Origin of the sequence: Geobacillus genomosp. 3 (genome assembly GCF_000445995.2) — a bacterium.
Taxonomy (GTDB): domain Bacteria; phylum Bacillota; class Bacilli; order Bacillales; family Anoxybacillaceae; genus Geobacillus.
Genome location: NC_022080.4, coordinates 1,969,653 through 1,994,655, shown reverse-complemented (window position 1 = coordinate 1,994,655; position 25,003 = coordinate 1,969,653). Strand labels below are relative to the sequence as shown.

General features: G+C 53.2%; 28 protein-coding genes, 1 pseudogene and 1 other annotated feature. Of the genes and pseudogenes, 23 read left to right on the top strand and 6 right to left on the bottom strand.

Features of this window, described 5'->3' with window-relative positions:
• The first annotated feature begins 78 nt into the window (after positions 1–78).
• From M493_RS09835 to M493_RS09785, 11 genes are all read left to right on the top strand, one after another.
• On the top strand, positions 79–648 hold the full coding sequence (locus M493_RS09835) for a class I SAM-dependent methyltransferase (protein ID WP_020960183.1): 570 nt from the start codon (positions 79–81) through the stop codon (positions 646–648).
• An 89-nt stretch (positions 649–737) separates the two neighbouring features.
• Positions 738–1,130 carry a hypothetical protein gene (locus tag M493_RS09830; RefSeq protein WP_020960182.1) on the top strand — a complete coding sequence of 131 codons (393 nt, stop codon included), beginning with the start codon at positions 738–740 and terminating at the stop codon, positions 1,128–1,130.
• Positions 1,097–1,357 (top strand): metal-sensitive transcriptional regulator, encoded by a 261-nt coding sequence (locus tag M493_RS09825; protein WP_013145015.1) that lies wholly within the window; start codon positions 1,097–1,099, stop codon positions 1,355–1,357. Before M493_RS09830 ends, M493_RS09825 begins: the two co-directional genes overlap by 34 nt.
• A 103-nt stretch (positions 1,358–1,460) precedes the next feature.
• Positions 1,461–1,688 carry a sulfurtransferase TusA family protein gene (locus M493_RS09820; protein WP_020960181.1) on the top strand — a complete coding sequence of 76 codons (228 nt, stop codon included), beginning with the start codon at positions 1,461–1,463 and terminating at the stop codon, positions 1,686–1,688.
• Between the two features lie 50 nt (positions 1,689–1,738).
• The gene (locus M493_RS09815; protein ID WP_020960180.1) at positions 1,739–2,221 is read left to right on the top strand and encodes a DsrE/DsrF/DrsH-like family protein; all 483 of its coding nucleotides are present in this window, start codon (positions 1,739–1,741) and stop codon (positions 2,219–2,221) included.
• A gap of 14 nt (positions 2,222–2,235) precedes the next feature.
• Positions 2,236–2,601 carry a rhodanese-like domain-containing protein gene (locus tag M493_RS09810; RefSeq protein WP_020960179.1) on the top strand — a complete coding sequence of 122 codons (366 nt, stop codon included), beginning with the start codon at positions 2,236–2,238 and terminating at the stop codon, positions 2,599–2,601.
• 12 nt (positions 2,602–2,613) lie between these two features.
• Positions 2,614–2,937, top strand: coding sequence for a rhodanese-like domain-containing protein (locus M493_RS09805; protein WP_020960178.1), 324 nt, complete (start codon positions 2,614–2,616; stop codon positions 2,935–2,937).
• The gene (locus tag M493_RS09800) at positions 2,934–3,503 is read left to right on the top strand and encodes a sulfurtransferase TusA family protein (protein ID WP_020960177.1); all 570 of its coding nucleotides are present in this window, start codon (positions 2,934–2,936) and stop codon (positions 3,501–3,503) included. The genes M493_RS09805 and M493_RS09800 overlap by 4 nt, the downstream gene beginning before the upstream one ends.
• 50 nt (positions 3,504–3,553) lie before the next feature.
• On the top strand, positions 3,554–4,690 hold the full coding sequence (locus M493_RS09795; protein ID WP_020960176.1) for an MBL fold metallo-hydrolase: 1,137 nt from the start codon (positions 3,554–3,556) through the stop codon (positions 4,688–4,690).
• A 72-nt stretch (positions 4,691–4,762) separates the two neighbouring features.
• Positions 4,763–5,545, top strand: coding sequence for a sulfite exporter TauE/SafE family protein (locus tag M493_RS09790; RefSeq protein WP_020960175.1), 783 nt, complete (start codon positions 4,763–4,765; stop codon positions 5,543–5,545).
• Positions 5,546–5,687: 142 nt separating this feature from the next.
• Positions 5,688–6,074 carry a DUF302 domain-containing protein gene (locus M493_RS09785; protein WP_020960174.1) on the top strand — a complete coding sequence of 129 codons (387 nt, stop codon included), beginning with the start codon at positions 5,688–5,690 and terminating at the stop codon, positions 6,072–6,074.
• Between the two features lie 129 nt (positions 6,075–6,203).
• Here the strand turns inward: M493_RS09785 and M493_RS09780 are convergent, their stop codons facing one another.
• Positions 6,204–7,322, bottom strand: coding sequence for a fatty acid desaturase family protein (locus M493_RS09780; RefSeq protein WP_020960173.1), 1,119 nt, complete (start codon positions 7,320–7,322; stop codon positions 6,204–6,206).
• A 257-nt stretch (positions 7,323–7,579) separates the two neighbouring features.
• The gene (locus M493_RS09775) at positions 7,580–7,993 is read right to left on the bottom strand and encodes an EamA family transporter (protein ID WP_023817652.1); all 414 of its coding nucleotides are present in this window, start codon (positions 7,991–7,993) and stop codon (positions 7,580–7,582) included.
• A gap of 149 nt (positions 7,994–8,142) precedes the next feature.
• Between M493_RS09775 and M493_RS09770 the strand changes: the two genes are divergently transcribed.
• Entirely contained in the window at positions 8,143–8,991 is an 849-nt protein-coding gene (locus M493_RS09770) for a Cof-type HAD-IIB family hydrolase (RefSeq protein ID WP_023817650.1), read from the top strand.
• Between the two features lie 519 nt (positions 8,992–9,510).
• Positions 9,511–10,494: a zinc-dependent alcohol dehydrogenase gene (locus M493_RS09765; protein ID WP_020960170.1), complete on the top strand. Its 984-nt coding sequence runs from the start codon at positions 9,511–9,513 to the stop codon at positions 10,492–10,494.
• 191 nt (positions 10,495–10,685) lie between these two features.
• On the opposite strand, the gene M493_RS09760 is transcribed toward M493_RS09765, so the two are convergent.
• Positions 10,686–11,993: an MFS transporter gene (locus tag M493_RS09760; protein WP_020960169.1), complete on the bottom strand. Its 1,308-nt coding sequence runs from the start codon at positions 11,991–11,993 to the stop codon at positions 10,686–10,688.
• 331 nt (positions 11,994–12,324) lie between these two features.
• Here M493_RS09760 and aroD point away from each other — a divergent pair, with 331 nt between their 5' ends.
• The 4 genes and pseudogenes from aroD (at position 12,325) to M493_RS09740 (ending at position 15,006) form a co-directional block, all read left to right on the top strand.
• Complete coding sequence (gene aroD / locus M493_RS09755; RefSeq protein ID WP_020960168.1) at positions 12,325–13,092, top strand: type I 3-dehydroquinate dehydratase; 768 nt, start codon at positions 12,325–12,327, stop codon at positions 13,090–13,092.
• A gap of 70 nt (positions 13,093–13,162) precedes the next feature.
• Positions 13,163–13,729, top strand: coding sequence for a shikimate kinase (locus tag M493_RS09750; protein WP_020960167.1), 567 nt, complete (start codon positions 13,163–13,165; stop codon positions 13,727–13,729).
• A gap of 354 nt (positions 13,730–14,083) precedes the next feature.
• A pseudogene (locus tag M493_RS09745) lies at positions 14,084–14,630 on the top strand (glycosyltransferase); the annotation flags it as partial.
• Positions 14,602–15,006: a GtrA family protein gene (locus M493_RS09740; RefSeq protein ID WP_020960166.1), complete on the top strand. Its 405-nt coding sequence runs from the start codon at positions 14,602–14,604 to the stop codon at positions 15,004–15,006. The pseudogene M493_RS09745 and the gene M493_RS09740, both read left to right, overlap by 29 nt.
• A 46-nt stretch (positions 15,007–15,052) precedes the next feature.
• Here the strand turns inward: M493_RS09740 and M493_RS18880 are convergent, their stop codons facing one another.
• From M493_RS18880 to proB, 3 genes are all read right to left on the bottom strand, one after another.
• Positions 15,053–15,346 carry a beta-eliminating lyase-related protein gene (locus tag M493_RS18880; protein WP_020960165.1) on the bottom strand — a complete coding sequence of 98 codons (294 nt, stop codon included), beginning with the start codon at positions 15,344–15,346 and terminating at the stop codon, positions 15,053–15,055.
• 100 nt (positions 15,347–15,446) lie between these two features.
• Entirely contained in the window at positions 15,447–16,688 is a 1,242-nt protein-coding gene (locus tag M493_RS09730) for a glutamate-5-semialdehyde dehydrogenase (RefSeq protein ID WP_020960164.1), read from the bottom strand.
• Positions 16,685–17,809, bottom strand: coding sequence for a glutamate 5-kinase (gene proB / locus M493_RS09725; protein ID WP_020960163.1), 1,125 nt, complete (start codon positions 17,807–17,809; stop codon positions 16,685–16,687). Before proB ends, M493_RS09730 begins: the two co-directional genes overlap by 4 nt.
• A 79-nt stretch (positions 17,810–17,888) precedes the next feature.
• Positions 17,889–18,090: a binding site (T-box leader), on the bottom strand.
• Between the two features lie 215 nt (positions 18,091–18,305).
• On the opposite strand from proB, the gene ilvD reads away from it, so the two are divergent.
• From ilvD to paaD, 6 genes are all read left to right on the top strand, one after another.
• On the top strand, positions 18,306–19,985 hold the full coding sequence (gene ilvD / locus M493_RS09720; protein WP_020960162.1) for a dihydroxy-acid dehydratase: 1,680 nt from the start codon (positions 18,306–18,308) through the stop codon (positions 19,983–19,985).
• 776 nt (positions 19,986–20,761) lie between these two features.
• Positions 20,762–22,093 carry a phenylacetate--CoA ligase family protein gene (locus M493_RS09715; RefSeq protein ID WP_020960160.1) on the top strand — a complete coding sequence of 444 codons (1,332 nt, stop codon included), beginning with the start codon at positions 20,762–20,764 and terminating at the stop codon, positions 22,091–22,093.
• A gap of 109 nt (positions 22,094–22,202) precedes the next feature.
• The gene (gene paaA, locus M493_RS09710; protein ID WP_020960159.1) at positions 22,203–23,171 is read left to right on the top strand and encodes a 1,2-phenylacetyl-CoA epoxidase subunit PaaA; all 969 of its coding nucleotides are present in this window, start codon (positions 22,203–22,205) and stop codon (positions 23,169–23,171) included.
• Between the two features lie 7 nt (positions 23,172–23,178).
• On the top strand, positions 23,179–23,538 hold the full coding sequence (gene paaB / locus M493_RS09705; protein WP_041267766.1) for a 1,2-phenylacetyl-CoA epoxidase subunit PaaB: 360 nt from the start codon (positions 23,179–23,181) through the stop codon (positions 23,536–23,538).
• Positions 23,514–24,347 (top strand): 1,2-phenylacetyl-CoA epoxidase subunit PaaC, encoded by an 834-nt coding sequence (gene paaC / locus M493_RS09700; RefSeq protein WP_041267765.1) that lies wholly within the window; start codon positions 23,514–23,516, stop codon positions 24,345–24,347. The genes paaB and paaC overlap by 25 nt, the downstream gene beginning before the upstream one ends.
• Before the next feature lie 167 nt (positions 24,348–24,514).
• Positions 24,515–24,991, top strand: coding sequence for a 1,2-phenylacetyl-CoA epoxidase subunit PaaD (gene paaD / locus M493_RS09695; protein WP_020960156.1), 477 nt, complete (start codon positions 24,515–24,517; stop codon positions 24,989–24,991).
• The last annotated feature ends 12 nt before the right edge of the window (positions 24,992–25,003 follow it).

The window sequence follows — 25,003 nt, the reverse complement described above, 5'->3', positions numbered from 1 at the left end:
GTGTTCGCGGAAGTTGTTTGAAAACGGCCAGCATGCGTATTATACTATGATCGAAGTGATGGAATAGGAGGCAGAAAGATGGCAGGACACCGTTTTCAGTATGAACACGCGGATCGATTGCTCGATCCGAAGCGCAAAGAATGGATTGACCCGCAACAGGCGATTTCGATGTTGTCCGTGAAACCGGATGACACGGTCGTCGATCTTGGCGCCGGCAATGGCTATTTTACGATTCCTCTCGCACAGGCAACAAACGGAAAAGTGTATGCGGTCGATGTGCAGCCGGAAATGGTTGAATTATTAAAACAGCGAGCCGAGAAACTAGCGATCACCAATATCGAATATCGGGTGGCGGATGTCACCTCGACTACCTTGCCTTCTCATTCGGTGGACAAAGGGATCATGGCGTTCGTCTTTCACGAAGTGGAACAAAAAGAAGCCGCCCTTGACGAAATTTGTCGCGTGATGAAGCCAAATGGGCGGTTTCTGTTGATCGAATGGGAAGCGGTGGAAAGCGAAATGGGGCCGCCGCTTCATGAGCGGATTCCGTCGGATGAACTGCTTTCCTATATGAAACAAAGGGCAAACAACGTGGAATTGGTCCGTTTTCATCCGGCTGTCTATGGTCTTTTGATTCGCTGGGAATAACCAATTGTTGAGGAAAATATTTCTTATTGTCATTATACCGTATAGGGTATATAATGATCATGCATAGGGTGAATAGAGGGGGTGAATCGTTGATCGTCGCCACTTTGTTCTTCTTTCTCATTCTTTTCGCCGTGGCGTTGTATCGACGCTACTATCCTGTAAAACATATCCCATGCCTTCCGGTAGAAGAGGTGCCGGACGGCTTGCTTCTTCTTGACTTGCGCGATTATAATGAAAGCAACGGCTCCATATTTGGCCAAGCGTTGCATATTCCGGTGGCGTATTTGAAACGGCATGCGCGGGATATTCCGCCAAAGCCGCTTCATATCATCGTTCAGGATGACATCGAAAAAAACGTCGGCATCCGCCTGTTGCGCCGCTATGGCTATGAGGTGAACAGCTATTCGATCACGGCTTGCGATTGTCAAGAAAGGGGGCGAACGAGCCGATGGAATATAACAAAGAGATCAAAAACCGCTTAAAACGGATTGAAGGACAAATTAAAGGCGTCCTTGGCATGATGGAACAAGGGAAAGACTGCAAGAGCGTCGTTTCCCAGCTGTCGGCGGCGCGCAATGCCATTGACCGCGCCATTGCCGTCATCGTCAGCACCAATTTGGAACATTGTCTTCGTGAAAGCATGGAAAAAGGGGAAAGCACAGACAGTCTTGTCAAAGAAGCAGTGGAACTGCTTGTGAAAAGCCGTTAATGCGTTGCTCAACAAAAAGGTGTTGACAACGTTCTTTTTCTCGTAGTAATATACCCATAGGGGTAATGGTAATAAAACATATGATGTCAAGGAGGTTATCAAAATGAACGCAACGAAAGTATTGGATGCAAAAGGATTGGCTTGCCCGATGCCGGTGGTGAGAGCCAAAAAAGCGATGGATGAATTGCAATCGGGGGAAGTGCTCGAGGTGCACACAACCGATAAAGGGGCGAAAAACGATTTGCCGGCATGGGCAAACACAAGCGGCCATACGGTGCTTGAGATGAAAGAGGAAAACGGTGTGTTGATCTTCTGGATTCAAAAAGGCTAATTTTTCGATCTTCTTATACCTATACAGGTATATAGAAAGGGGGCATCAAGATGACACAGCCGAAGAAAAGGACGACAATCATTTTGTTCAGCGGCGACTATGACAAGGCGATGGCGGCTTACATCATCGCCAACGGCGCCGCGGCCTACGACCATGACGTGACGATTTTCCATACGTTCTGGGGGCTGAACGCCTTGCGAAAAGAGGCGCCGGTTCCCGTGCAAAAAGGGTTTCTTGAAAAGATGTTCGCGAAGATGATGCCGCGCGGCGCGGACCGCATGGGGCTGTCGCGCATGAATTTTGCCGGCATCGGCCCAACGTTGATCAAAAAGGTCATCAAAAAACATAACGCCATGCCGCTTCCACAGTTGATTGAGATGGCGAAAGAGCAAGGCGTGAAACTTGTCGCCTGCCAAATGACGGTCGATTTGCTCGGGCTGAAGCCGGAGGAATTGATCGACGGCATTGAGTTTGCCGGCGTCGCCGCCTATTTGGCCGATGCGTCGGAAGGGAACGTGAACTTATTCATTTAAAATGAGGGAATGATATGTCGCAAACGATCATCAACATCATGCTACTTGTTTTGCTTGCTTGGTTTCTCGCCAGCCGCTTCATCCCGCCGAAAGGGGTGCGGATGATCACAACAGCGGAATTGAAACGCCGGTTGAGAGAACCCGGGGTGCAATATATTGATGTGCGAACCCCGATGGAGTTTCGTTCTTACCATCTGCCCGGATTTCGGAACATCCCGCTGCATGAATTGGCCACGCGTGCTCATGAGCTATCGAAAGACAAGGAAGTGGTGGTCATTTGCCAAAGCGGGATGCGAAGCCAAAAGGCAAGCAAACGATTAAAGAAAATGGGATTTCAACATGTCACGAACGTCAAAGGTGGACTGAACGCTTGGCAGTGAAGGAGGATGACGATGAAAACGATCACGCCAAAAGAAGTGGAAGAACGCCTGCGTGCAGGTGAGGCGCTTCACATTATCGATGTGCGCGAGCCGGATGAAGTCGCCGCAGGCAAAATTCCCGGAGCGGTCAACATTCCGCTCGGTTTGATTGAGTTCCGTATGCATGAATTGGACAAAAATGAAGAATATATTCTCGTCTGCCGTTCCGGCGGACGGAGCGGCCGCGCCGCGGAGTTTCTTGACCGCCGCGGTTATCGCGTCATCAACATGACAGGCGGCATGCTCGCCTGGGAAGGGCCAATCGAATCAACCATCAAGGAGGGAACTTGCCAATGATCAAAGTTGATCTGACCGTAGACGCGAAAGGATTGTCCTGCCCGATGCCGATCGTCCGCACGAAAAAAGCCATCAATGACCTGCAGCCAGGCCAAGTGCTCGAAGTGCAGGCGACGGACAAGGGATCCAAAGCCGATATTAAAGCATGGGCGGAAAGCACAGGGCATCAATATGTAGGAACGATTGAAGAAAATGGGGTTTTAAAACATTATATCCGCAAGGCGACGGAAAATGAAACACGCAAAGAAACGACATTTCCTCATGTCGTATCGAATGAAGAGTTGCAAGAAAAACTGGATGATCCTGATTCGTTTGTCTTGGACGTCCGCGAACCGGCGGAGTACGCGTTTGGCCATATTCCGGGCGCCGTTTCGATTCCGCTTGGGGAGCTTGACAATCGGATGACTGAGCTTCCGAAAGACAAAACGATTTACGTCGTGTGCCGCACGGGGACGCGGAGCGATTTGGCCGCGCAAAAGCTGGCCGAAAACGGATTTGACCGTGTGCGCAACGTCGTTCCCGGCATGTCGCAATGGAACGGGCCGCTTGATTCCGCTCAGTCATAATGGAGCGGCCTTTTTTAAACAGCCAAATATACATTAGGGGGTATATTGATATGGTGAAAGAAATGAACGTGCAACAAATGACGGAAAAGGTGTTGAACAAAGAAGCGTTGTTCATTTTGGACGTTCGCAACGAAAGTGATTTTCGCGACTGGAAAATCGAAGGGGAAAACTTCTCGTATTTGAACGTGCCGTATTTTGAGTTGATCGACGGGGTGGACGCGATTGTCGACCGTCTTCCGAAAGACAAAGACATCGTCGTGGTGTGCGCGAAGGGCGGATCGGCGGCGTTTGTCGCCGAGCAGCTGGCCGAAGCCGGGTTTGACAACGTTTATACGCTCGCCGGCGGGATGCAGGCGTGGAGCGAGCATCTCCATCAAACAAAAGTATACGAAGACGATCAATTGAAAATTTACCAATTTATCCGCGTCGGCAAAGGCTGCCTGTCGTATATGGTCGTCTCCGGCAACGAAGCGCTTGTTGTTGATCCGCTGCGATTTGTCGATGTGTATGAACAAGCGGCTAAACAAGAAGGGGTGACGATCACGCATATCGTAGACTCGCACTTGCATGCCGACCACTTGTCCGGCGGCAAGGAGCTGGCTGAGCGGACTGGGGCTGCGTACTACTTGATGAAAAGCGAAGGAGCGGTGTTTGATTTTGAGCCGCTTGAGCAACATGACACGATCGACTTTGCCAACGTTCATTTGGAAGTGTTGGCGGTGAAAACGCCGGGGCATACGCCAGGCAGCGTCTCCTTCTTTGTCAACGGCAAATGGTTGTTCTCCGGTGACACGATCTTTGTCGGCGGTCTCGGGCGGCCGGACCTTGGCGGCAAGGTGGCGGAATGGGCAGCGGATTTGTATGACACCGTGTACGAAAAAGTCGCGGCCATGGCTGATGAGGTGATCGTCTTGCCGGCTCACTACGCCAATTTAGATGAAGAAATCAATGCGGAAGGGTATGTCGGCGATACGCTAGGCCGCATCCGCGCCCGCAATGAGATGATGCAAAACAAACCGAAAGATGAGTTCATCGATCTCGTCATCCAAAGCGCCAATACGGAAACACCGCCGAACTTTGAAGACATTGTCGCTATCAACCGCGGGCTCAAAACGGTGGATGGCGAAACACAACGGGAGCTGGAGATCGGCCCGAACCGCTGCGCCCTGCATCACACTCATGCCTAAAGAAGCAGCACAGTTTGGCAAGGGACGGGGCGCGCCCCCGTCCCTTTTGAAACGAAAAGGGAGGGATGGCCGATGGATAGTTCGCTCGTGTTTCTCATTGTCATTTTTTTGATCGGCTTTATCGGTTCATTCATTTCCGGCATGGTCGGAATCGGTGGATCGATTATCAAATACCCGATGCTTTTGTACCTTCCGCCGTTGTTTGGGCTGGCGGCGTTCAGCGCCCATGAAGTGTCCGGGATCAGCGCCGTGCAAGTGTTTTTCGCCACGATCGGCGGCGTGTGGGCGTATCGAAAAAGCGGCTATTTGAACAAATCGCTCATTTTGTATATGGGGATAAGCATTCTTGTCGGCAGTTTTGTCGGCGGCTATGGCTCGAAGCTGATGAGCGAAGGAACGATTAACGTTGTTTACGGCATCTTGGCGGCATTGGCGGCGATCATGATGTTTGTGCCGAAAAAAGGGATCGATGACATTCCGCTTGACCAAGTGGTGTTCAACAAATGGCTGGCCGCCGCGTTAGCGTTCCTCATCGGCGTCGGGTCCGGCATCGTCGGGGCGGCGGGGGCGTTCTTGCTTGTGCCGGTCATGCTCGTTGTCTTGAAAATCCCAACGCGCATGACGATCGCCACGTCTTTGGCCGTTACGTTCATTTCCTCCATCGGCTCTACGTTCGGGAAAATCGCCACCGGCCAAGTCGATTACATCCCGGCGCTCATTATGGTCGTCGCGAGCTTGCTTGCCTCCCCATTAGGGGCGAAAGCAGGGCAAAAGATGAACACGAAGGTGCTGCAAGTCATTCTTGCCGTGTTGATTTTGGCGACGGCGGTGAAAATTTGGGCGGACATTTTATGAGCGGAGCGATTGAAAGACGATGGGGCGACGGAACATGACAGGTGTGAAGGCGAAACTGGATTATGTTTCGCCTTTTGTTTTCTGCAAATCCATTTGGGCATGATAAACAATGAAAAAATATCCATGAAGGGAAGAATGGACAATGTTTCATTACACGGTTGACGTGGCAACGGATCTGAACGAAACGATCGAGCGTTTGGAAGAAAGCTTGAAACAAGAAGGCTTTGGCGTGCTCTGGCGGTTTAGCGTCACCGAGAAGCTCCAAGAAAAGGGGCTTGAGTTTTCCACGCCGATGGTCATTTTAGAAGTGTGCAACCCGCAAGAAGCGGCGCGGGTGTTAAATGAAAACGTGTTGGTCGGCTACTTTTTGCCTTGTAAAATCGTCGTCTATCAAGAGAACGGCACAACGAAAATCGGCATGCCGAAACCGACGATGCTCGTTGGCATGGTGAACGATCCGGCGCTTAAAGAGTTGGCGGCCGACATTGAGAAGCGGCTGGCCGCTTGCATTGACCAATGCCGTCAGTGAAAAGGAAAAAGGTGTCCCGCGTGAGGGGCACCTTTTGGTTGTGAGGTCGGATACGGGAACACAAGGTTGCGGGCGTTTCTCCGCCGCTTCGTTGGAAGGGCAGGCTCATGGTTGAAACGCTGCTTCTTTCTACCCATTTCCTTCTCCCGCCGCTTTCTTTGCTTTTCCGTGTTTTTTGGCAGCGCGCGGCGGTGTTTCTGCTTCGAGTCCGCGAGGCGTGATCCGGTCAGGGTCGAGCCCGTTGCCGAGCGTGCCGTACACATGGCCTTGCTTCGGTTCGATGAGCCCGTCGTGTTCGTAGTAGACGCGCGGTGTTTTCCACAGCGCGGCCAACGCTTTCCCCATCGGCATTTCGTGGTAGCGGTCCGGCCACATTCGTTTAATGTGTGTTTTGACGAGCGGATAGTATTTCGAACTCATTGCCGGGAAAAGATGGTGCTCGGTATGGTATGAAAAGTTGAAGTGGAGAACATCGAGCCACTTCGGCACCGTGACGGACAAGCTGTTCGCCAACGGATCGTTCACCGGCACTAACGGATTGAGTCGATGGTTCGTTGCGATATAGCTCATGACGATCGTGTTGGCGACAAGCAGCGGAAGCAAAAAGGCAAATACCCACTTTTCCCAGCCGACCAGCCATAACAGTCCAAGCCATGTCGCCCATGGCAAGAAAAATTGAAACAGGACAACGGCGCGGTTTTTCCGGTGAAAATCTTGGAAAAAGTAAAACAGCATCCGGATCGAATGAAGCGTAAACATTACAGATAAGGAGCTAAAGGCGAAAAACGCGCGAATCGGAAACGGGATGCGGTATACCCAGCGAAGCAGGCGGCTTTTTGCCAGCCGTTCCATGCTTGGCCATGCATCCGGGTCTTTTTCTTCATGCTGGGTGTGCACATGGTGGGTGGCGTTATGCCATTTTCGCCATAGCTTCGGCCCGGTGCAAAGCGGCCAAAAGGCGATCGCTCCAAGAAGATCGCGCAGCCAAGGCGTTTTGACGACCGTGCCGTGCAACATTTCGTGCCCTAAAAATCCTAACGCCGCAAAACTGAAACCAAGCACGACAGAGATGAGGACGTTCCATACGGGATGAAAGTCGAAAAGGGACACAGCGAGGATGCCGCCAATGACCACTAAGAGATAAGCCAAACCTCCAAACAGACGGGACTTCACAGGCTGAAACGCTTTTTTGGGCAAGTGCGGGGAAATTTTCGCCGCATACCAACCGAACGGGTGAAAATCGTTCATTCCATATCTCCTTCCACTCTCCGTTTGACAAGCAGCGGCGAAGCTTGTCACCCGCTCTCGATCATCACGAAGAATTCTTTCTGGCCAAAAGCTGCTTTTATCCCAGCCGGTGAGAGGCAGGGCGGGCTTTTGGTTCATATGAATCCCATCATACCATCTTTTTGTTTGCCTTGTCTAGATGATTCATGGCAAAATTCCGAATTGGCACGCGATGCGGGCTTTGGAAAAACGGGCCAGCCGCCTGCGAGGACGGCTGTCTAAAACATCATGATCAACGTCCCCGCCGTAATGAGCAGCACCCCGATCACCACTTTTGCCGAGAGCGGCTCGCCAAGAAACATCGCGGCGAACAAAATCGTCAGCACTAAGCTCGATTTGTCAATGGCCGAGACGCGCGAGACATCGCCAAGCTGGATCGCCCGGTAAAAGCAAAGCCACGACAGCCCGGTCGCCGCTCCGGACAAGCATAAAAACCACCAGCTTTTCGCTGAAATGGCTTTCAGGCCATGGTGGGCCCCCGTCATCCAGACGATCATCCACGCGAGTGCAAGCACGACAACGGTGCGAATGGCGGTCGCAAGGTGGGAATTGACGTTTTCAATGCCGATTTTCGCCAGCACCGATGTCAGCGCCGCGAACACCGCCGCCAAAACGGCATACACGATCCACATAGGCATCCCTTCGCTTTCAATGAGAATATTTCTCATCTATTATACTATGGAAAAAGGGAACATTTCACCTTTTTGCCACGGTTTTGTTATAATGAGGAAGCGACCGACAGAACGGCTTGGAGTACATGCAGATGGAAAGAGGGATGAACATGTTAATTGCGCTCGATATGGACGGAACGCTATTAAATGGAGAGGGAAGCATCAGTGAACGCAACCGGGCGGCCATCGCCGCGGCGCAGGCGCAAGGCCACATCGTCGTCGTCATCACCGGGCGGGCGCGCAAAGATGCGCTCGCCCCGCTTCGTGAAGCAGGCCTCGTCTGTCCGATCGCCAGCTTAAACGGAGCGATTGTGACGCTTGCGGACGGAACGGTGATCAACGAGGCGCCGCTCGAACGGGCGGCGGTCCGCCCGACGCTCGAGTGGGTGCGCAAACAGCCGGATTTGTACTGCGAGACGTACACAGGCGATGCGGTGTACGTCGGGCTCCACAACCGCGCCCAATGGGAAGCGCTCGCCTCCGGGATGGCTGATGCGGCCCCGGATGTGAAATGGCTGGTGAACAAACAGTTCCAGCAGGCGCGGGTGACATACGTCGATGACATCGGCACGGTGTGGGACGACCCAAAACTTACGTTATACAAACTGCTCATTTTTGCCCTTGACCGCGAGCGGTTGCGCGACGCAGCCTCCCGGTTCGCCGCGCTCCCTGGCGTCACGGTCACTTCGTCGCATCCGCACAACATTGAGATGAACAGCGAACGGGCGACAAAAGGCGAAGCGCTCAAGCGGCTCGCCGCCCATTACGGCATCGACCTGCGCGATACAGTGGCCTTTGGCGACAGCCATAACGATTTGTCGATGTTCGAGGTTGCAGGCTATCGCGTGGCGATGGACAATGCCGAGCCAGCGTTGAAAGCGAAGGCTGACATCGTCACGCGCTCCCACGAAGAGGACGGCGTGGCGGCGGGGCTCGAGCGGGTGCTCGGGAAACGGTGAACGGGAGCGGCACACCCCAAAACGGCCGCCGAAATGCGGGAGGTGTGCAAGGCGGTTTTTCTTTCGTTAGGCGAAATAAGTTGTTGATTGATCCAACGATTGGACGGTTGACGATTTCACTCAATCGCCTAAGTTGACATAACCATATTTTATTTTTCAGGGGTGCAAGGGGGGGGCAAAACAGCCCCTTGCCGCCTTAGAAAATCAATGGCAAAAGAAAGATGCTCTTGATAGAAACGGGCCTCGTTTATGAGGATTGAAACAGGTTTTGAGTGCACCATCAATTTCGGCTGTTGTTTCCCTTGATAGAAATGGGCCTCGTTTAGAGGATGCGAGTGACAGCAGATTCGTAATATCGTGCACCCGGAAGGATGGGCTGTTGCCGTCTTTCCGGGTTTTCTATGTTTCACGAAGGCAGGGGGCGGCTGTGACGAAATATGGGGAATTTGTCTTGCATGAGGAAAGGAAGTAGGCGTATCATTAGGAAGAAAAAAACGTTTCGGTATTGGTGGTGGCGATATGTTTGCTCTTTATGTGACGAATCCGCATAAGCTGCAGTGGCGGTATGTTGGAGAGGCGGGCCATCCTGTCGGAGAGGAGGTGAAGGTGCGGCCGACGTATGGCGGGATTTGTGGATCGGATATTAGTGTCTGGAAAGGAAAGCTTCCGCATGCGGACTACCCGGTGCGGGCAGGACATGAGTTGGTTGGGGTGGTGGTTGAGAAGGGGGAGCGGGCGCGGTATGATGTCGGGACGCGGGTCGTTGTGCTGCCGAATACGTATTGTGGAGAGTGCGAGTTTTGCCGAAAAGGGCAAACAAATATATGTGAAAAGAAACGATCGCTTGGCGTGAATATGGACGGGGTGTTTTCGTCGGAGTTTGTGATTTCTTCGCGCTATGTGCTTCCGGTTCCTGATGACTTGGCCGATGAAAGGGCTGTGCTTGTTGAGCCGTTTGCTGTCGTGGTTCATGCGCTTGGGAAAGTCGGGATTGACAAAGGAACGAAAGTCGCTGTGGTCGGCTGCGGCAATGAGGGGATGATGGCTGCTGTTTTGGCCCGCTATTTGGGGGCTGATGTGACGGCAATTGACGTGAATCCGCTTAAGCTTGAGACGGTTAAGACGATCGTTGATGTGCGGACGTTTACATATGATACGCTTCCCGAGGAGAAGTATGATGTGGTGATTGAGGCCGCCGGGGCTGCGAGCGCGGCTAAACAGGCGGTGGAACTTGCCCGGCCGGGCGGACATGTCGTTTTGCTTGGTTTAGTGAATGAGGCGACGTTTCCAGTTGTTCGCATCGTCCGCCATGAGCTGATCATTCATGGCTCCATTATTTATCAGTTTCCGGGCGATTATATGAAAGCCATCCACTATTTACGGATGATGCCGTTTCCAGTTGAGCAGATCATTGCGAAAACGTTCCCGATTGCCGAATATGAAAAGGCATATGAAGCGGCAGCGTCGGGTCAGCCTGGAAAAGTGGTGCTGCAGTTCGGATGATGGCAATGTTTGCGCGGCGGGAAAGGGAAGCCATTCTCGTATTCTCAACTTGGAGCGTCATGCGAAACAAAGGAGCTAGTCCTTGTTTGGACTAGCTCGTCTGCGTAAAGAAAACACCTTTTGTGCTTCTTGATGCAAGAGAACAGATTTGTTGGTACATTGTATTGCGTTGGGTTTCGGTGTATTCGGCTTCAATGCGTTTTTGTATGGATGCGCATGTTGTTGGCTGATTCCGGCATCGGCTCGATCGGCTCTAAATCTGTCAGCAGGAATAGATAGCTGAAAATGCCGGCAAGCAAAATGAGCGCGGCGACGAGAAACGCGTACATAAACGAGCCGGTTGCTTGGACGATAAAGCCGGTGACGATCGGCGCGACAATGGCCATTGAGTTGTTGCCGAACGTCAATAGGCCGGTTAACGTCCCGACGGTGCCTGGCGGGGCGATAAACGTCGGGATGCTGTAGGCGATCGATGAGGTGATGACTAAGCCGCCGAGCGCGATTGAGATACAAAGAATCGCGATGTTCGGATTCGTCGTGAAGGCGGCGCCGATGACGGACAGCCCGAGCAGCATGCCGATGACCAAAAACGTTTTTCGTACGCGCGTTGCCCGTCCTCCTTTGTTTATCAACCGGTCGACAAGCCATCCGCCGATGACGATTTCGGAGATTGTGCCAACGATCCACGGGATCGCGGCATACCAGCCTGATTTGAGCACCGACATATGCATTTCCGTTGCCAAATAGCCAGGAAGCCACGTGAGAAACAAAAACCACGAGTAGCCATACGCGGCGAAGCCGATCAATGTCGCCCACACCTTTTTCTTCGTCAGCAAATACCGGATCGTTTTCCAAACGTTTCCGGACGTTTCGTCTGACTTTTGCGCTCCGCCCTGGACGATATAGTCGTACTCTTCTTTGGACAGCTGTTTGTCTTCATGCGGATCGCGGTATGTCACCCAGAACATGACGGCGTAAACTAAGCTGAGCACCGCGGTCGTATAAAAACCGGCCCGCCATCCCCATTCGGTGATGATCCAAGCGATAATCGGGGTTCCGATGGCGTTTGACAGCTTCGATTGGGCGTCATAAAGGGAAATCGCGGTCGCTCGCTCGTGGCGTGGGAACCACTGGCCGACCGCTTTGGCGGCTGCCGGGAAATACGGTGCTTCTCCGATGCCCAAGAGAACGCGTGACAACATAACAAGCCCTTGGCCGCTGGCGATGGCAGTCAAAAAGCACGCCACTGTCCAAATGATCGTCCCGACACGCGTCACCCATTTGACGCCGATTTTATCAAGGATGACGCCGGCTGGGATTTGCAGCAGGGCGTATGACCAAGCAAACGCTGATAGCAAAATGCCAAGCTGCCCCGGGGTTAGGTTGAATTCTTCGGAAAGCGGCTGAATGCCGACCGACATGTTAATGCGGTCAAAATAGTTGACGATGACTCCTACGGCAATCAAGGAGGCAACCGCCCAGCGGCGTTTTTTCACCATAAATGATTCACCATCCTACGTTTGAAAGAATTATAATGGTGTACGAGGGGATAACGTTCCACCTTTTGTATTTTTTTGCAGTGAAGCGATAAAAAGAATTATAGCAAACTAGATTTGATCTGTCTATATTGTTTGAATATTGCATAAGAACGGGTTTTCTGTTATCTTCTAAAAAGCAGGTGCTTGACAAGTTGATTTTTCGCGGTGATGCCTAGGGAAGGGAATCTTATACAATGGTTTGCGGCGGGCAGACTGGGGACGGTGCTATACGTTCCGTTTGGCTTCGTTTCCTTTGGCTGCTGTTTGACAAGCATGATGGGAGGAGCCGTTGATGCAACGAAAGGCGATAAAAGTGAGACACATATGGATCGGCGGCGAAGAGCCGTGCATTTGCGCTCCTATTGTCGGAGCGGATGACGAACAAGTGCTGCGCGAGGCGGAGGAAGTGTGCCGGAAGCGGCCGGATTTGCTTGAATGGCGGGCTGATTTTTTTCGAATGATTGATGATCAAGACCGCGTATTGGCGACGGCCCGTGCGCTTCGGAGCGTAGCGGGGGACATTCCGATTTTGTTTACGATCCGTTCCGAGCGGGAAGGGGGGCAGCCGATTCCGCTCGATGAAAACGAAAGGGAGCGGCTGCTTGCGGCGGTGTGTGAAAGTCGGACGGTCGATTTGGTAGACTATGAGCTAGCTTATGGAGACCGTATTGCGGATGTGCGCCGCATGGCGGAACAATGCGGCATTCGACTCATTGTGTCGCGCCATTACTTTGACGGCACTCCTTCGAAAGAAACGATTGTGGCGGATATGCGCGCGGCTGAGCGGTACGGCGCCGACATCGCCAAAGTGGCGGTAATGCCTAAATCGCCGGGAGATGTGCTTGTCTTGTTGCAGGCGACAGAGGAAGCGCGATGTGAGCTGTCGATCCCGCTCATTACGATGGCGATGGGCGGACTCGGTGCTATTACCCGGCTGGCTGGCTGGCTGTTTGGCTCAGCGGTGACGTTTGCTGTCGGAAACCAAAGCTCCGCCCCAGGGCAAATTCCGATTGAGGATGTGCGGGCGGTGCTGTCGGTTTTGCAAACATATAGCCGCTGACCGGTGTTGGCGGGAATATGGCTAAGGCTTGGCGAGTACGTGTCGGTTGGGGAAGAAAGGAGAGTGCATCATGAACAGACAAACCGCCATCCCGCTCCGCGAACGGAACATCATTTTGATCGGCTTTATGGGAGCGGGGAAAACGACGATCGGGCAGCTGGTGGCGAAAAAGCTGTACCGTGACTTTATTGATGTCGACGCGGAAATCGAGCGGCGGCACGGGATGTCGATTCCGGAGATGTTCGCGCAAAAAGGGGAAGCGTACTTTCGGCAGGTGGAGCGCGAGCTGATCGTCGATTTGTGCACAAATACAAGGCTGAAAATTCTTTCGCTCGGCGGCGGCGCGTACTTGCAGGAAGAGGTGCGGCGCGCCTGTTTGGCTCATGGCATCGTCTTTTTCCTTGACTTGTCGTGGGAGCATTGGAAAGAAGAGCGGCTGCCGCTTATTGTCGACAGCCGGCCGGTGTTGAAAAACAAGACGCTGGAAGAAGTGGAGCAGCTCTTTTTCCAGCGGCAGTCGGCTTACGCGCTTCATCACTCGCGCGTCGTGATCAATGAACTGGAAGCGGAACAGGCGGCCGAGCAAATCGTCGAGTCGATCAAATGGACATGGGACGTCTATGAGCCGAACCGCTAAAAGGCAGGTGAAAAACGGCTGTCACGCGCGAATCGGCGGCATTTTCATCAGAAAGGAAAGCTGATTGTGCGAAGCTTCTCTAATTGAGAAGTTGATGGAATCAGTAGTATTTTGCACTACATCACCATCCCCCCTAGGGGAGGCATGGCGGCGGGCAAGCTCCTAGCAAGGGGCTTGCTTTTTTTTTTGCTATGGTTTGAAGGGCGATAGACCGCCAAGGAAAATTGGCACGCCGCCCTTGCTCGTTCTTGCTGGACAATCTTTCCTTAACGGGCGCTGGGAGCCGCTATTGATCAAAGGCGTCAACCTCGGCATCGGCAAACCCGGCGCCTTCTCTGGGGAAACGAAGAGTGCCGGTTGCTGCGGACGGCAACCGAGATTGATATCCCTGTTGATGTGGGCGATTTGCGTCTCATTGACCGGAAGGTGTGCGATCAGTTACGCTATATGAGGGAGCGAAGCCGTTTTGTCCGGGGGCTGGTGAGCTGGGGCGGTTTCTGGCAGACGGCGGTCGAGTACGAGCGAGAGCCGCGTTTCGTCGGTGAGACGAAATACCCGCTCCAAAAAATGATTCGCTTTTCGTTTGATGGCATCACCTCCTTTTCCTATAGGCCGCTGAAGCTGGCGGGTTGGCTTGGATTCTTGTTGTCGGCTGCCGGCGTTGAGGGGATGTTCGTCGTCCTTCGCTCCAAATGGTTCGCCCATTCGACAGTCGCGGGCTGGGCGTCGCTGTTGATGGCCATGCTTCTTGGCAACGGGGTGACATGGCTCATGCTTGGTGCAATTGGAGAGTGTATCGGGCGTATTTACGATGAAGTGAAAGATCGGCCGCTTTTATATTATCAACGAAACATGGGGAGTCACAACGAAACATGAACGAAAACCTTCATACATTTCGTAAAGAAAAACAAGCGGTATGGCGGTTTGCCGTCGTCGGGGTGGGCAATACGGCGATTGATTTTGTCGTCTTTTTTGTGCTTGCGGCGCTCAGCGTCCCGGCGGCGGCCGCCCAAATGGCTTCCTATGGTGCCGGGATGGCCAACAGCTACATTTGGAACCGGCGTTGGACGTTTGAAGTGAAGCGAAAGGCGAATATCGGGGAATTTTTGCGCTTTCTTGCCGTCAACGGGTTGTCGCTTGGCGCGTCGCTGGCGGTTTTGCTTGCAGCGGAACGGCTCGCGCCGCTTTGGCTGACGAAAATGGCGGCTACAATGGCCGGGATGGCGGTGAACTTTGTCGGCAGCCGTGTTTGGGTGTTTGCGGAAACGGGAAAATAAGAAAACGATCCGGAAGCCATGCGTTGGGTCCGGATCGTTTTATGCTTTAGGAGAGCATCCGGCGCATCCGCTCGCTGGCGGTTTGCATCGAGTCGGCGGTGATTTCCCGGTGGGTGACAAAGCGGATGACGCCGGCATCGAACGGGCTGGCCAAGATGCCCGCTTCTTTTAGGCGGGCGACAAACTCGTCGTTGGACAGTCCGGTGCCGTGAATATCGCAAAGAACGATGTTCGTTTCTACACCGGCGACATCGTACACGTCATCGCCGACTTCGGCGTCAAACATCGCTCGGCACATCTCGGGCGCCGGTTTGGTCACTGTATCGCTGCGAAAATCCATAAAAGGTATTGCTATGACTCCCCTTGTGTACGTTTTGGTGGAAAAAGAGCCGGCCGCCCATTTTCTAGCTGCCGGCTTCGCTAAGGCGCTCCGATTTGCTTTACTTGCGAATTTGCCCCGTCCCGTACACGAGCGATTTCGTCGTCGTGATGGCGACAAGCCCCATCGGGCCACGGGCGTGCAGCTTTTGCGTGCTGATGCCGATTTCCGCCCCGTAGCCGAACTGCTCGCCGTCCGTGAAGCGGGTGGACGCGTTATGGTACAAGACAGCGGCGTCGACCGCTTGGAAAAAGCGGCGGACGTTCGTTTCGTTTTCGGTGATGATCGCCTCCGAGTGCTTCGTTCCGTAACGGCGGATATGGGCAATCGCCTCATCGACATCGGCGACGAGCTTAACCGCCAAAATCGGCGCCAAATATTCCGCATGCCAGTCGTCTTCCGTCGCCGGCTTGATGAACGGATGCGATGACGCGAGGCGGTCGTCGCCGCGCAGCTCAACGCCACGGGCGTGAAGCGTCTCAAGCAAGTCACTTGTGTGCGGCCATGTTTCATGAATGAGCACCGTTTCAACGGCGTTGCAGACGGACGGCCGCTGCAATTTGGCGTTCAGGACGATCTCGATCGCCATTTGCCGCTCGGCTGATTCGTCGATGACAATATGGCAGTTGCCGACGCCGGTCTCAAGCACCGGCACGGTGGCATTTTCGATGACCGAGCGGATGAGCCCGGCGCCGCCGCGCGGGATGAGCACATCCAAATAGTTATTGAGGCGGAACATCTGTTGCGCCGTTTCCCGGCTCGTGTCCTCCAGCAGTTCAATGGCCGCATCGGGCACGGCGGTGGTGCGAAGCGCCCCTTTCATGACGGAAACAAGCGCTTTGTTTGAGTGAAGCGCCGACGAGCTGCCGCGGAGCAGGACGGCGTTTCCGGTTTTCAGGCAAAGGCTGGCGGCATCGACCGTGACGTTCGGCCGCGCTTCATACACCATGCCGACCACTCCGAGCGGCACGCGCACCGTTTGAATGCGAAGTCCGTTCGGCCGCGTCCACTCACTGACGATTTCCCCGACCGGATCGAGAAGGGAAGCGACTTGGTGGACGCCGCCGATGATTTGGTCCATTCGTTCGTCGGTGAGCTGCAGTCGGTCAAGCAAAGCCGGTGACAGCCCTTGCTCGCGACCTTGAGCCATATCTTTCTCATTTTCTTGCAAAATGAAGGCGCGTTCCCGGTCAAGAGCCTCGGCGATTTTTGCCAATGCCGCGTTTTTTTCCTCCGTTGACAGCATGGCCAGCGTCTGCGCCGCGGTTTTCAGACGTTCGGCTTTTTCAAGCAGTTCGGTCATTTGAATACACTCTCCTTTCGCAATGTGACCCAATTGTCGCGGTGAATGACTTCCGGGCGGTGCAAGTACGAGTATTGCCGCGCTTCGTCGCTCGGGAGTCCTTTTACTTTTTCTAAATCGGCGGCGGCATAATACACTTGGCCGCGGCCGATCGTGATCCCTTTTTCATTGACGACATCGACGACATCCATCGCATGAAAGTCGCCGGAAACGGCTGTGACGCCGGCGGGAAGCAAGCTTTTGCCGCGCGCAAGGAGCGCTTCCTCCGCGCCGCTGTCAACGGTGATCGTGCCGGCAACCGGCGCGTGATACGCGATCCATTGCTTATGCATTTGCATTTGTTTCGGGAACGGGGCGCCGATGTACGTCCCGTCGCCTTTTCCGGCTAAAATATCGGCGAGTGTTTCTTTGCCGCGTCCGGTGCCGATAAAAACGCTGACGCCGAAGGACAACGCTTTTTGAGCGGCTGACAGCTTCGAGCGCATGCCGCCGGTGCCGACCGCCGAGCCGCTGCCGCCGGCCGCTTCGACCATCTCGTCTGTAATGTGCGGCAAAAAGGCATATTTTTTCGCTTGCGGGTTCGTTTTCGGATTGGCGTCATACAGCCCGTTAATATCGGTCAGCAAAATGAGCGCATCGGCGTGCAAAAAGCCGGCGACAAGCGCCGAAAGCATGTCATTGTCGCCAAACGTCAATTCTTCAACAGAAACGGAGTCGTTTTCATTGATGACCGGGATCGCCCCATGTTCGAGCAACGTCGTCATCGTGGCGAACAAGTTGCGAAACCGCTCGCGGCTGTAAAAGTCGCTGCGCGTCAACAACAGTTGGGCAGCCGTGAAGCCAAAGCGGGCGAACGCCGAGCTGTACGCCTGCATGAGCAAGCTTTGCCCGACGGCGGCAGCGGCCTGTTTGCCGGCGATCGTCGTCGGCCGCGCCGGGTAGCCGAGCGGCCCGAACCCGGCGGCGACGGCGCCGGAGGTGATGAGAATGACGTCATGGCCGAGCTGTTTCAAATGGGCGATGGCTTCGACATGGTTGAGCAGTTTGTCGCGGCAAAGGCCGCCTTTCGGATCGGTGAGCGAGCTGCTCCCGATTTTGACAACGACGCGCTGCCGTTTCATCGCATTCTTCCCTCCTTTGTATGTTGAATGGCCATTCTGCAAAGTAGCGGAGCAACAAAAAACGCTTTTCCTCCTTTCGTAAAAGGACGGAAAAGCGTTCCGCGGTACCACCTTTTTTGGCGCCTAAAGCACCCTCTTTGACCTGTAACGCAGGCGTGCGGCTTATGTTTGCATAAGCGGCCGTCTAGGGCAGGTTCAACCGACTTCCTGCGAGGAACCTTCCAGCCTATGGGTCCCACTCTCTGGCGCATTCCCTCGGTTTACTAGTCCCGTGCCGTTATCAGTATTTCACTGTCAAGGGCATTTCAACGATTCGTAGTTTGTAAGACATTATGCCGCCAAATCTCTCCATTGTCAAGGGGAACAGGTGATTTTGGCGCGACGTCGGCGGGAACAAGGAATGAAAACGCATTCGGAATAAAGTTAATTGTCATTTTATTAGAAAAAGTGGTACAATACTAGCAACCTATTAATCTGAACGATGGAGGGACTTTCAATGAAAACACGGCGCAGCGACATGATCAAAAAAGGATTTGACCGGGCTCCGCACCGCAGCTTGTTGCGGGCGGCCGGCGTGAAGGAAGAAGATTTTGACAAACCGTTTATCGCGGTTGTCAATTCGTATATTGACATTATTCCAGGGCACGTCCATCTGCAAGAGTTTGGGAAAATCGTGAAGGAAGCGATCCGTGAGGCGGGCGGCGTGCCGTTTGAAATGAATACAATCGGCGTCGATGACGGCATTGCGATGGGGCATATCGGGATGCGCTATTCGCTTCCGAGCCGGGAAATTATCGCCGACTCGATTGAAACCGTTGTTTCCGCACATTGGTTTGACGGCATGGTGTGCATTCCGAACTGCGACAAAATTACGCCGGGAATGATGATGGCGGCGATGCGGCTCAACATTCCGACAATTTTCGTCAGCGGCGGGCCGATGAAAGCCGGCGTGACGAAAGACGGGCGGAAAATTTCCCTCTCGTCCGTGTTTGAAGGAGTCGGGGCGTATTTAGGGGGAACGCTCGATGAGAAAGGGCTTGAAGAGCTTGAACGATACGGCTGTCCGACGTGCGGGTCGTGTTCAGGCATGTTTACCGCCAATTCGATGAACTGTCTGGCCGAAGCGCTTGGGCTCGCGCTGCCGGGCAACGGCACGATTTTGGCAATCGACCCGGCGCGCAAGGAGTTTGTCCGCGAGTCGGCGAAACAGCTCATGTATTTGATCGAACATGACATTAAACCGCGCGACATCGTCACGGAAAAAGCGATCGACAACGCGTTCGCGCTTGATATGGCACTCGGTGGCTCAACGAACACGGTGCTGCATACGCTCGCGATCGCCAATGAAGCCGGCATCGAGTACTCGCTTGAGCGCATTAACGAAGTGGCGGCGCGCGTGCCGCATTTGGCGAAACTCGCCCCGGCATCGGATGTCCATTACATCGAAGATTTGCATGAAGCGGGCGGCGTTTCGGCGGTGTTGAACGAGCTGGCGAAAAAAGAAGGGGCGCTTCATCTCGATACGCTCACCGTCACCGGCAAAACGCTTGGCGAAAACATTGCCGGCTGTGAAGTGAAAAACTATGACGTCATCCGGCCGATCGACAACCCGTATTCGGAAACGGGCGGGCTCGCCATTTTGTTCGGCAACTTGGCTCCGGACGGCGCCGTCATTAAAACCGGGGCGGTGCAAGGCGGCATTACGCGCCATGAAGGGCCGGCGATCGTCTTTGACTCTCAAGAGGAAGCGCTTGAAGGCATCGCCAGCGGCAAAATCCAACCTGGCCATGTTGTCGTCATCCGCTACGAAGGGCCAAAAGGCGGCCCTGGAATGCCGGAAATGCTCGCCCCGACATCGCAAATTGTCGGCATGGGGCTCGGTACAAAGGTGGCGCTTGTCACTGACGGCCGCTTCTCCGGTGCTTCGCGCGGCTTGTCGATTGGACACGTCTCTCCGGAAGCGGCTGAGGGTGGGCCGATCGCGTTTATCGAAGACGGCGATATCATCGAAATCGACACGGTCAAACGGACGATCAACGTCAAGCTTTCTGATGAAGAGCTCGAACGCCGGAAGGCGAACTGGAAAGGCTTTGAGCCGAAAGTGAAAACCGGATATCTCGCCCGCTACTCGAAGCATGTCACCTCAGCGAGCACGGGGGGGATTATGAAAATTTAATGGAATGAATGGGAACAGGAAGGCGCGCTCACTTATTATGGGCGCTGCTTTCCTTTTTTCCGTAAAAATGCCTGCGCCTTGATCAGGCATTTTCATGCTAGGGGACGAGCAACGCCTGCTCATAGATGTATTTAGAAATATGCACACTTTGATAAGGTTTTTTATGCCCGGATGGGGGAGAAACTCGTCTGTGAATCTTTTCTCGTATGTTGCGAGAGAAAATTGATCATTTTGAAGAAACGATTTAAATGTGAACGGCTTCCCCTTCCTTTAGCTTGAAGAGGAAGATTTTCCGTTTCGCGGCGAAACCAACCTTTCGTCTCCTTGAGCGTATTTTGGGCTGTTCCCGCCCTTTAAACATATCCGGTGATTGGTCGTTCGTCCGTGCCATGAATCCTTTATCTTTGGAAGATTTCGCTTCGTTTTCCCATTGGATGTTCTCCGTGCCTTCTACATTCAGTCCAAAAAGAACATGATCGATCTTTCGTTCGTTCTGCGGTTTGGCTGACGTCCACTAACATTCATCTTGCACCTACTCCCGAGTTGTGCTCTTCCCGTCCTTTGAGATCGGAAATTTATTCCAGCAAACATGCAAAGCAGAGGTCTCGCTGCACTTTCATCATTATTTTGACCGTTTTCTGCTCAAAAAAGTGTTGACATTTTAAAATATTTAACCTATTTTAAAATTAAATATGATATTTTAATATATAACGTTTAATAAACGTTATATATTTTTATTCCCGATGAAATCGCTTTAAAAAAAGGGGGATTTGACAATGATTTTGCATGACATTGAGACAGCCGAGCGCAGTGAGCTTGAGGCACTCCAGCTTGGGCGGTTGCAGGCGACAGTGGAACGGGTGTATAAGCGGGTGCCATTTTATCGCGAGCAGTTTGACCAAGCGGGTGTGAAGCCTGAGGATGTTCGGACGTTGGATGATGTGCGTAGGTTGCCGTTTACGACCAAAAGCGATTTGCGCGCACATTATCCGTTTGGCCTGTTGGCGGTTGACACCACTCAATGCGTTCGCTTGCACGCATCAAGCGGCACGAGCGGCAAACCGACAGTTGTTGCTTATACAAGACAGGATATCGATCATTGGGCCGATATTGTAGCGCGGGCGTTCGCTATAGCTGGTGGAAAGCCGGGGGACATCGTTCACAATGCATATGGGTACGGGCTGTTTACAGGCGGACTTGGGATTCATTATGGCAGTGAACGGCTTGGGGCGGTCACCATTCCTGTTTCCGGCGGCAACACTGACCGGCAAGTGATGATCATTGAAGATTTTCAGCCGACCATCATTTGCGGCACGCCGTCTTATGTGTTAAACATTGCCGAGCGGATGAGAGAATTGGGCAAAGATCCTCGGCGGACGTCGTTGAAATACGGGATTTTTGGTGCGGAGCCATGGTCGGAAGAAATGCGGCGTACACTTGAAGAGGAATTTGGCATTAAAGCGTGTGATATTTATGGATTAAGTGAAGTGATCGGCCCTGGGGTGGCCATGGAATGCCATGAAGCGCAAAACGGCCTCCATATTGCCGAAGATCATTTCTTTGTTGAAGTCATCAATCCGAAAACGCTTGAGCCGGTGGCCGAAGGGGAAGAAGGAGAGCTTGTTTTTACGAGTTTGACGAAAGAAGCATTTCCGGTTATCCGCTATCGGACAGGTGATATCGCTTCCGTGACAAGAGAGCGGTGTGTTTGTGGACGGACGACGGTGCGCATGTCGCGGGTCAAAGGACGCGTTGACGACATGATTATTATCCGTGGTGTCAATGTATTTCCATCGGAAATTGAGCATCACCTCCTTCGTGTTTCGGAACTGGCTCCACACTATCAATTGCATCGGCTTCTCAAAGGACATTTGGAAGCGCTTGAATTGCATGCTGAGGTGACGGAATATTTTTACAATAGGATTGGCGGCGATTTGCAAAGCGGTGCGGCGCTTGAGCTTGTTCGACGTGTCCAATCGTTGTTAAAAACGCATTGCTTGATTTCGATTGGTGTTCGTCTTCATCCACCGAAAACGCTTCCTCGTTCAGAGGGAAAAGCGGTGCGTGTCATTGATCAGCGCAAGCTCGAAGCGAAGCAACTTATCTGAATTAAGGGAAAAGATAGAAAAAAATCTTGCAAAGTTTATAACAATAAAATATAATGACGTTAAATAAACGTTATATATTTTTTAAATCATATTAATAGGGGGATGGATAATGGGGACGACAATGGTGTTTACTCGCCTGTCTGAAGAGGAAAAGTATGAGCGGTTTATGCGCCGCATCGAGGCGGGGGAGAAAATCGAGGCAGACGATTGGATGCCGGACGAATATCGGACGACACTCATTAAGCTCATCGCGATGCATGCAGTCAGCGAAATTATGGGGGCGCTTCCAGAAAAAGAGTGGGTGCCAAAGGCGCCGTCATTGCGCCGAAAGCTTGGCATTATGGCAAAAGTGCAGGATGAAATGGGACATGGCCAGCTGCTGATTCGGGTCGCAGAGGACTTGATGGCTCCTCTCGGCAAGACAAGGGAAGATATTCTTGAAGATTTGTTGAATGAGCGGTTGAAGTTTCACAATGTCTTTCATATGGCAGCACCGACGTGGGCGGACGCCGGGTTGATCGGTTGGCTTGTCGACGGAGCGGCGATTATGACGCAGACCAATATGCTGGATGCGTCATACGGACCGTATGCGCGGGCATTGAAGCGCATTTGCGCTGAAGAGGTGTTTCATGCCCAGCATGGCGAGTCGATTATTTTAGCGTTAGCCGAGGGAACGAAAGAACAAAAAGAGATGCTCCAAGAGGCACTTAACCGTTGGTGGGAAGCGCTGCTCATGTTTTTCGGCCCGCCGACGGCGGAAACGACAGGAACGTCCAAACAGGATGCCACGATCAAATACCGCATCCGTACCAAAACAAATGAACAATTGCGCCAAGACTACTTTACAAAGTATGTGCCGCGCATTTGGTCGCTCGGACTGAAGATTCCGGATGAGACGATGCATTTTGATAAGGAGCAAGGAAAGTGGATTTACCGGCAACCGGATTGGGAGAAATTTAAAGAAATCATCCGCAACAATGGACCGAAATCGCAAGAGCGGCTTGAATTGCGCCGGACGGCGCATAAGCAGAACGCCTGGGTGCGCGAAGCGCTCAGCGCCGTACGGGCGGTTGGATGAAAGGGGGATGATCACAATGGGGAAAGAACAAGGCTTTTATCAAGTGTTTGAGGTGTTCAGTCGAAGAACGCCGGACGCACCGCTTCAACACCAATTCAGCCTGCTTGCTCCGAATGAGGAGATTGCGTTCGTCATGGCGCAGGAGAACTTTATGCGCCGCGAGCCGGTTTCTGACCTTTGGGTTGTGAAACGGGATTATATCCGGCGAATCAATGAAGAGGAAAAAGCAGCACTTAAGCGGCTCGATAACAAAGATTACCGGTTGACGCGAGGATACGGAGATTTGAAAAAACGGTGGCGTAAATACGAGCAAAAGATGTTTGATGAAAAAGAAATTTTATCATGGAAAGGCGAGATTCGGCGATGAGCGAAAAACAAATCCATTTTCATCCCGATGGTCAGGAAGCGCTTGTTGAGTTGTTGTTCCAGCTTGCGGATGATGATTTTTTAGTTGCCTACCGGGGGTCGGAATGGCTTGGGTTGGCCCCCCATATTGAAGAAGACATCGCGTTTTCTTCCATCAGCCAGGACACGATGGGGCACGCTGCCATGTACTATCAGCTGCTTGAAGAGCTGGGCCACGGTCCTGCTGATGAATTGGCCCACGCCCGGCCGGCTGCGGCGCGGCGCAACGCGGTATTGCTCGAGCTGCCAAACGGTCCGGGGCACTACTTGCGTGAGCCCCGCTATGACTGGGCATTCACCGTTGTCCGCCAGTACTTTTATACACAGGCGAAGCGCGTTCGCCTTGAATCATTGACAAAAAGCGCATATACGCCGTTGGCCGAAGTGGCAGCGAAAATTCAAGTGGAGCTGCACTATCATTTGCTCCATTGGCATACGTGGTTTGTTCAATTGACGAATGCCCCGGGTGAAGCGCGGACGCGAATGGCGAAAGCCGTTCAAGATGTGGCGGCTGATTTTGCCGGCGTATTGACGCTTGGGGCGAAAGGGGCGGACATGGCGCGATGGGGGTTGATTGACGACGAAAAGGAGCTGACAGAAAAGACGATCGCAGCGTTGGCGCCGGCTTTTGCTGAAGTCGGGCTCGAGTGGCCCATGCCATTCGGTATGAAACATGGCAACGGCCGCAACGGCGAGCATACGCCGGACTTGGATGATGCACTGGCAACGCTCTCAGAAGTTTATCGCGCCATTCCACAAGCTGTATGGTGAGAGACGCATTTTGTTTCGAAAAAGACCGATGTCATCGCTTTCCCGTCCTTCTGAAACAGCAGCCGACAGCAACGTGGTCGGCCGCGCGGAAGGCAAGCAGGGCGGAACGGTGCCCGGGCCGGAGGGACGGGAAGCATATTGACGATCGGAACATGTGAGGGAGAACCATGACAAAGGAAGAGGTTTGGAAAACGTTGGAGTTGGTGAAGGACCCGGAAATCCATTCGGTTAGCATCGTCGATCTCGGGATGGTGGAACAGGTTGACGTTCATGATGGATCGGTCTCGGTTTCTTTGTTGCCGACGTTTCTCGGGTGTCCGGCGCTCGATATCATCCGCGCCAGGGTGGAGGAAGCGTTAAAGGAAGCAGGGGCCTCGGCGGTGACGGTTGAGTTCCTTCGCCAGCCGCCATGGACCTCTGACCGGATCAGCGAAACCGGGCGCGAACGGCTGAAGCAGTTCGGCATTGCCCCGCCGCCGCAGCAAATGTCGCCGGGGGCATGGCAAGTCGAGTGTCCGTATTGCGGAGCTGAGCGGACAGTGATGGAAAACTTGTTCGGTCCGACCGCCTGTCGCAGCATTTTCTATTGCAAACAATGCAAAAATCCGTTTGAAGCGATGAAGCCCGTATTAACGTTAGGATAAGAAAAAGGGGAG

Bases quoted from the DNA above. Each gene is read 5' to 3' on its own strand.
- paaD (WP_020960156.1), top strand. From the start codon at position 24,515: ATGACAAAGGAAGAGGTTTGGAAAACGTTGGAGTTGGTGAAGGACCCG.
- M493_RS09795 (WP_020960176.1), top strand. From the start codon at position 3,554: ATGGTGAAAGAAATGAACGTGCAACAAATGACGGAAAAGGTGTTGAAC.
- M493_RS09765 (WP_020960170.1), top strand. From the start codon at position 9,511: ATGTTTGCTCTTTATGTGACGAATCCGCATAAGCTGCAGTGGCGGTAT.
- M493_RS09820 (WP_020960181.1), top strand. From the start codon at position 1,461: ATGAACGCAACGAAAGTATTGGATGCAAAAGGATTGGCTTGCCCGATG.
- paaC (WP_041267765.1), top strand. From the start codon at position 23,514: ATGGAAAGGCGAGATTCGGCGATGAGCGAAAAACAAATCCATTTTCAT.
- M493_RS09835 (WP_020960183.1), top strand. From the start codon at position 79: ATGGCAGGACACCGTTTTCAGTATGAACACGCGGATCGATTGCTCGAT.
- M493_RS09775 (WP_023817652.1), bottom strand. From the start codon at position 7,993: ATGTGGATCGTGTATGCCGTTTTGGCGGCGGTGTTCGCGGCGCTGACA.
- M493_RS09805 (WP_020960178.1), top strand. From the start codon at position 2,614: ATGAAAACGATCACGCCAAAAGAAGTGGAAGAACGCCTGCGTGCAGGT.
- paaA (WP_020960159.1), top strand. From the start codon at position 22,203: ATGGGGACGACAATGGTGTTTACTCGCCTGTCTGAAGAGGAAAAGTAT.
- M493_RS09815 (WP_020960180.1), top strand. From the start codon at position 1,739: ATGACACAGCCGAAGAAAAGGACGACAATCATTTTGTTCAGCGGCGAC.
- M493_RS09770 (WP_023817650.1), top strand. From the start codon at position 8,143: ATGTTAATTGCGCTCGATATGGACGGAACGCTATTAAATGGAGAGGGA.
- M493_RS09825 (WP_013145015.1), top strand. From the start codon at position 1,097: ATGGAATATAACAAAGAGATCAAAAACCGCTTAAAACGGATTGAAGGA.
- M493_RS09800 (WP_020960177.1), top strand. From the start codon at position 2,934: ATGATCAAAGTTGATCTGACCGTAGACGCGAAAGGATTGTCCTGCCCG.
- ilvD (WP_020960162.1), top strand. From the start codon at position 18,306: ATGAAAACACGGCGCAGCGACATGATCAAAAAAGGATTTGACCGGGCT.
- proB (WP_020960163.1), bottom strand. From the start codon at position 17,809: ATGAAACGGCAGCGCGTCGTTGTCAAAATCGGGAGCAGCTCGCTCACC.
- M493_RS18880 (WP_020960165.1), bottom strand. From the start codon at position 15,346: ATGGATTTTCGCAGCGATACAGTGACCAAACCGGCGCCCGAGATGTGC.
- M493_RS09740 (WP_020960166.1), top strand. From the start codon at position 14,602: ATGAACGAAAACCTTCATACATTTCGTAAAGAAAAACAAGCGGTATGG.
- M493_RS09790 (WP_020960175.1), top strand. From the start codon at position 4,763: ATGGATAGTTCGCTCGTGTTTCTCATTGTCATTTTTTTGATCGGCTTT.
- M493_RS09730 (WP_020960164.1), bottom strand. From the start codon at position 16,688: ATGACCGAACTGCTTGAAAAAGCCGAACGTCTGAAAACCGCGGCGCAG.
- M493_RS09750 (WP_020960167.1), top strand. From the start codon at position 13,163: ATGAACAGACAAACCGCCATCCCGCTCCGCGAACGGAACATCATTTTG.
- aroD (WP_020960168.1), top strand. From the start codon at position 12,325: ATGCAACGAAAGGCGATAAAAGTGAGACACATATGGATCGGCGGCGAA.
- M493_RS09715 (WP_020960160.1), top strand. From the start codon at position 20,762: ATGATTTTGCATGACATTGAGACAGCCGAGCGCAGTGAGCTTGAGGCA.
- M493_RS09780 (WP_020960173.1), bottom strand. From the start codon at position 7,322: ATGAACGATTTTCACCCGTTCGGTTGGTATGCGGCGAAAATTTCCCCG.
- M493_RS09760 (WP_020960169.1), bottom strand. From the start codon at position 11,993: ATGGTGAAAAAACGCCGCTGGGCGGTTGCCTCCTTGATTGCCGTAGGA.
- M493_RS09785 (WP_020960174.1), top strand. From the start codon at position 5,688: ATGTTTCATTACACGGTTGACGTGGCAACGGATCTGAACGAAACGATC.
- M493_RS09810 (WP_020960179.1), top strand. From the start codon at position 2,236: ATGTCGCAAACGATCATCAACATCATGCTACTTGTTTTGCTTGCTTGG.
- paaB (WP_041267766.1), top strand. From the start codon at position 23,179: ATGATCACAATGGGGAAAGAACAAGGCTTTTATCAAGTGTTTGAGGTG.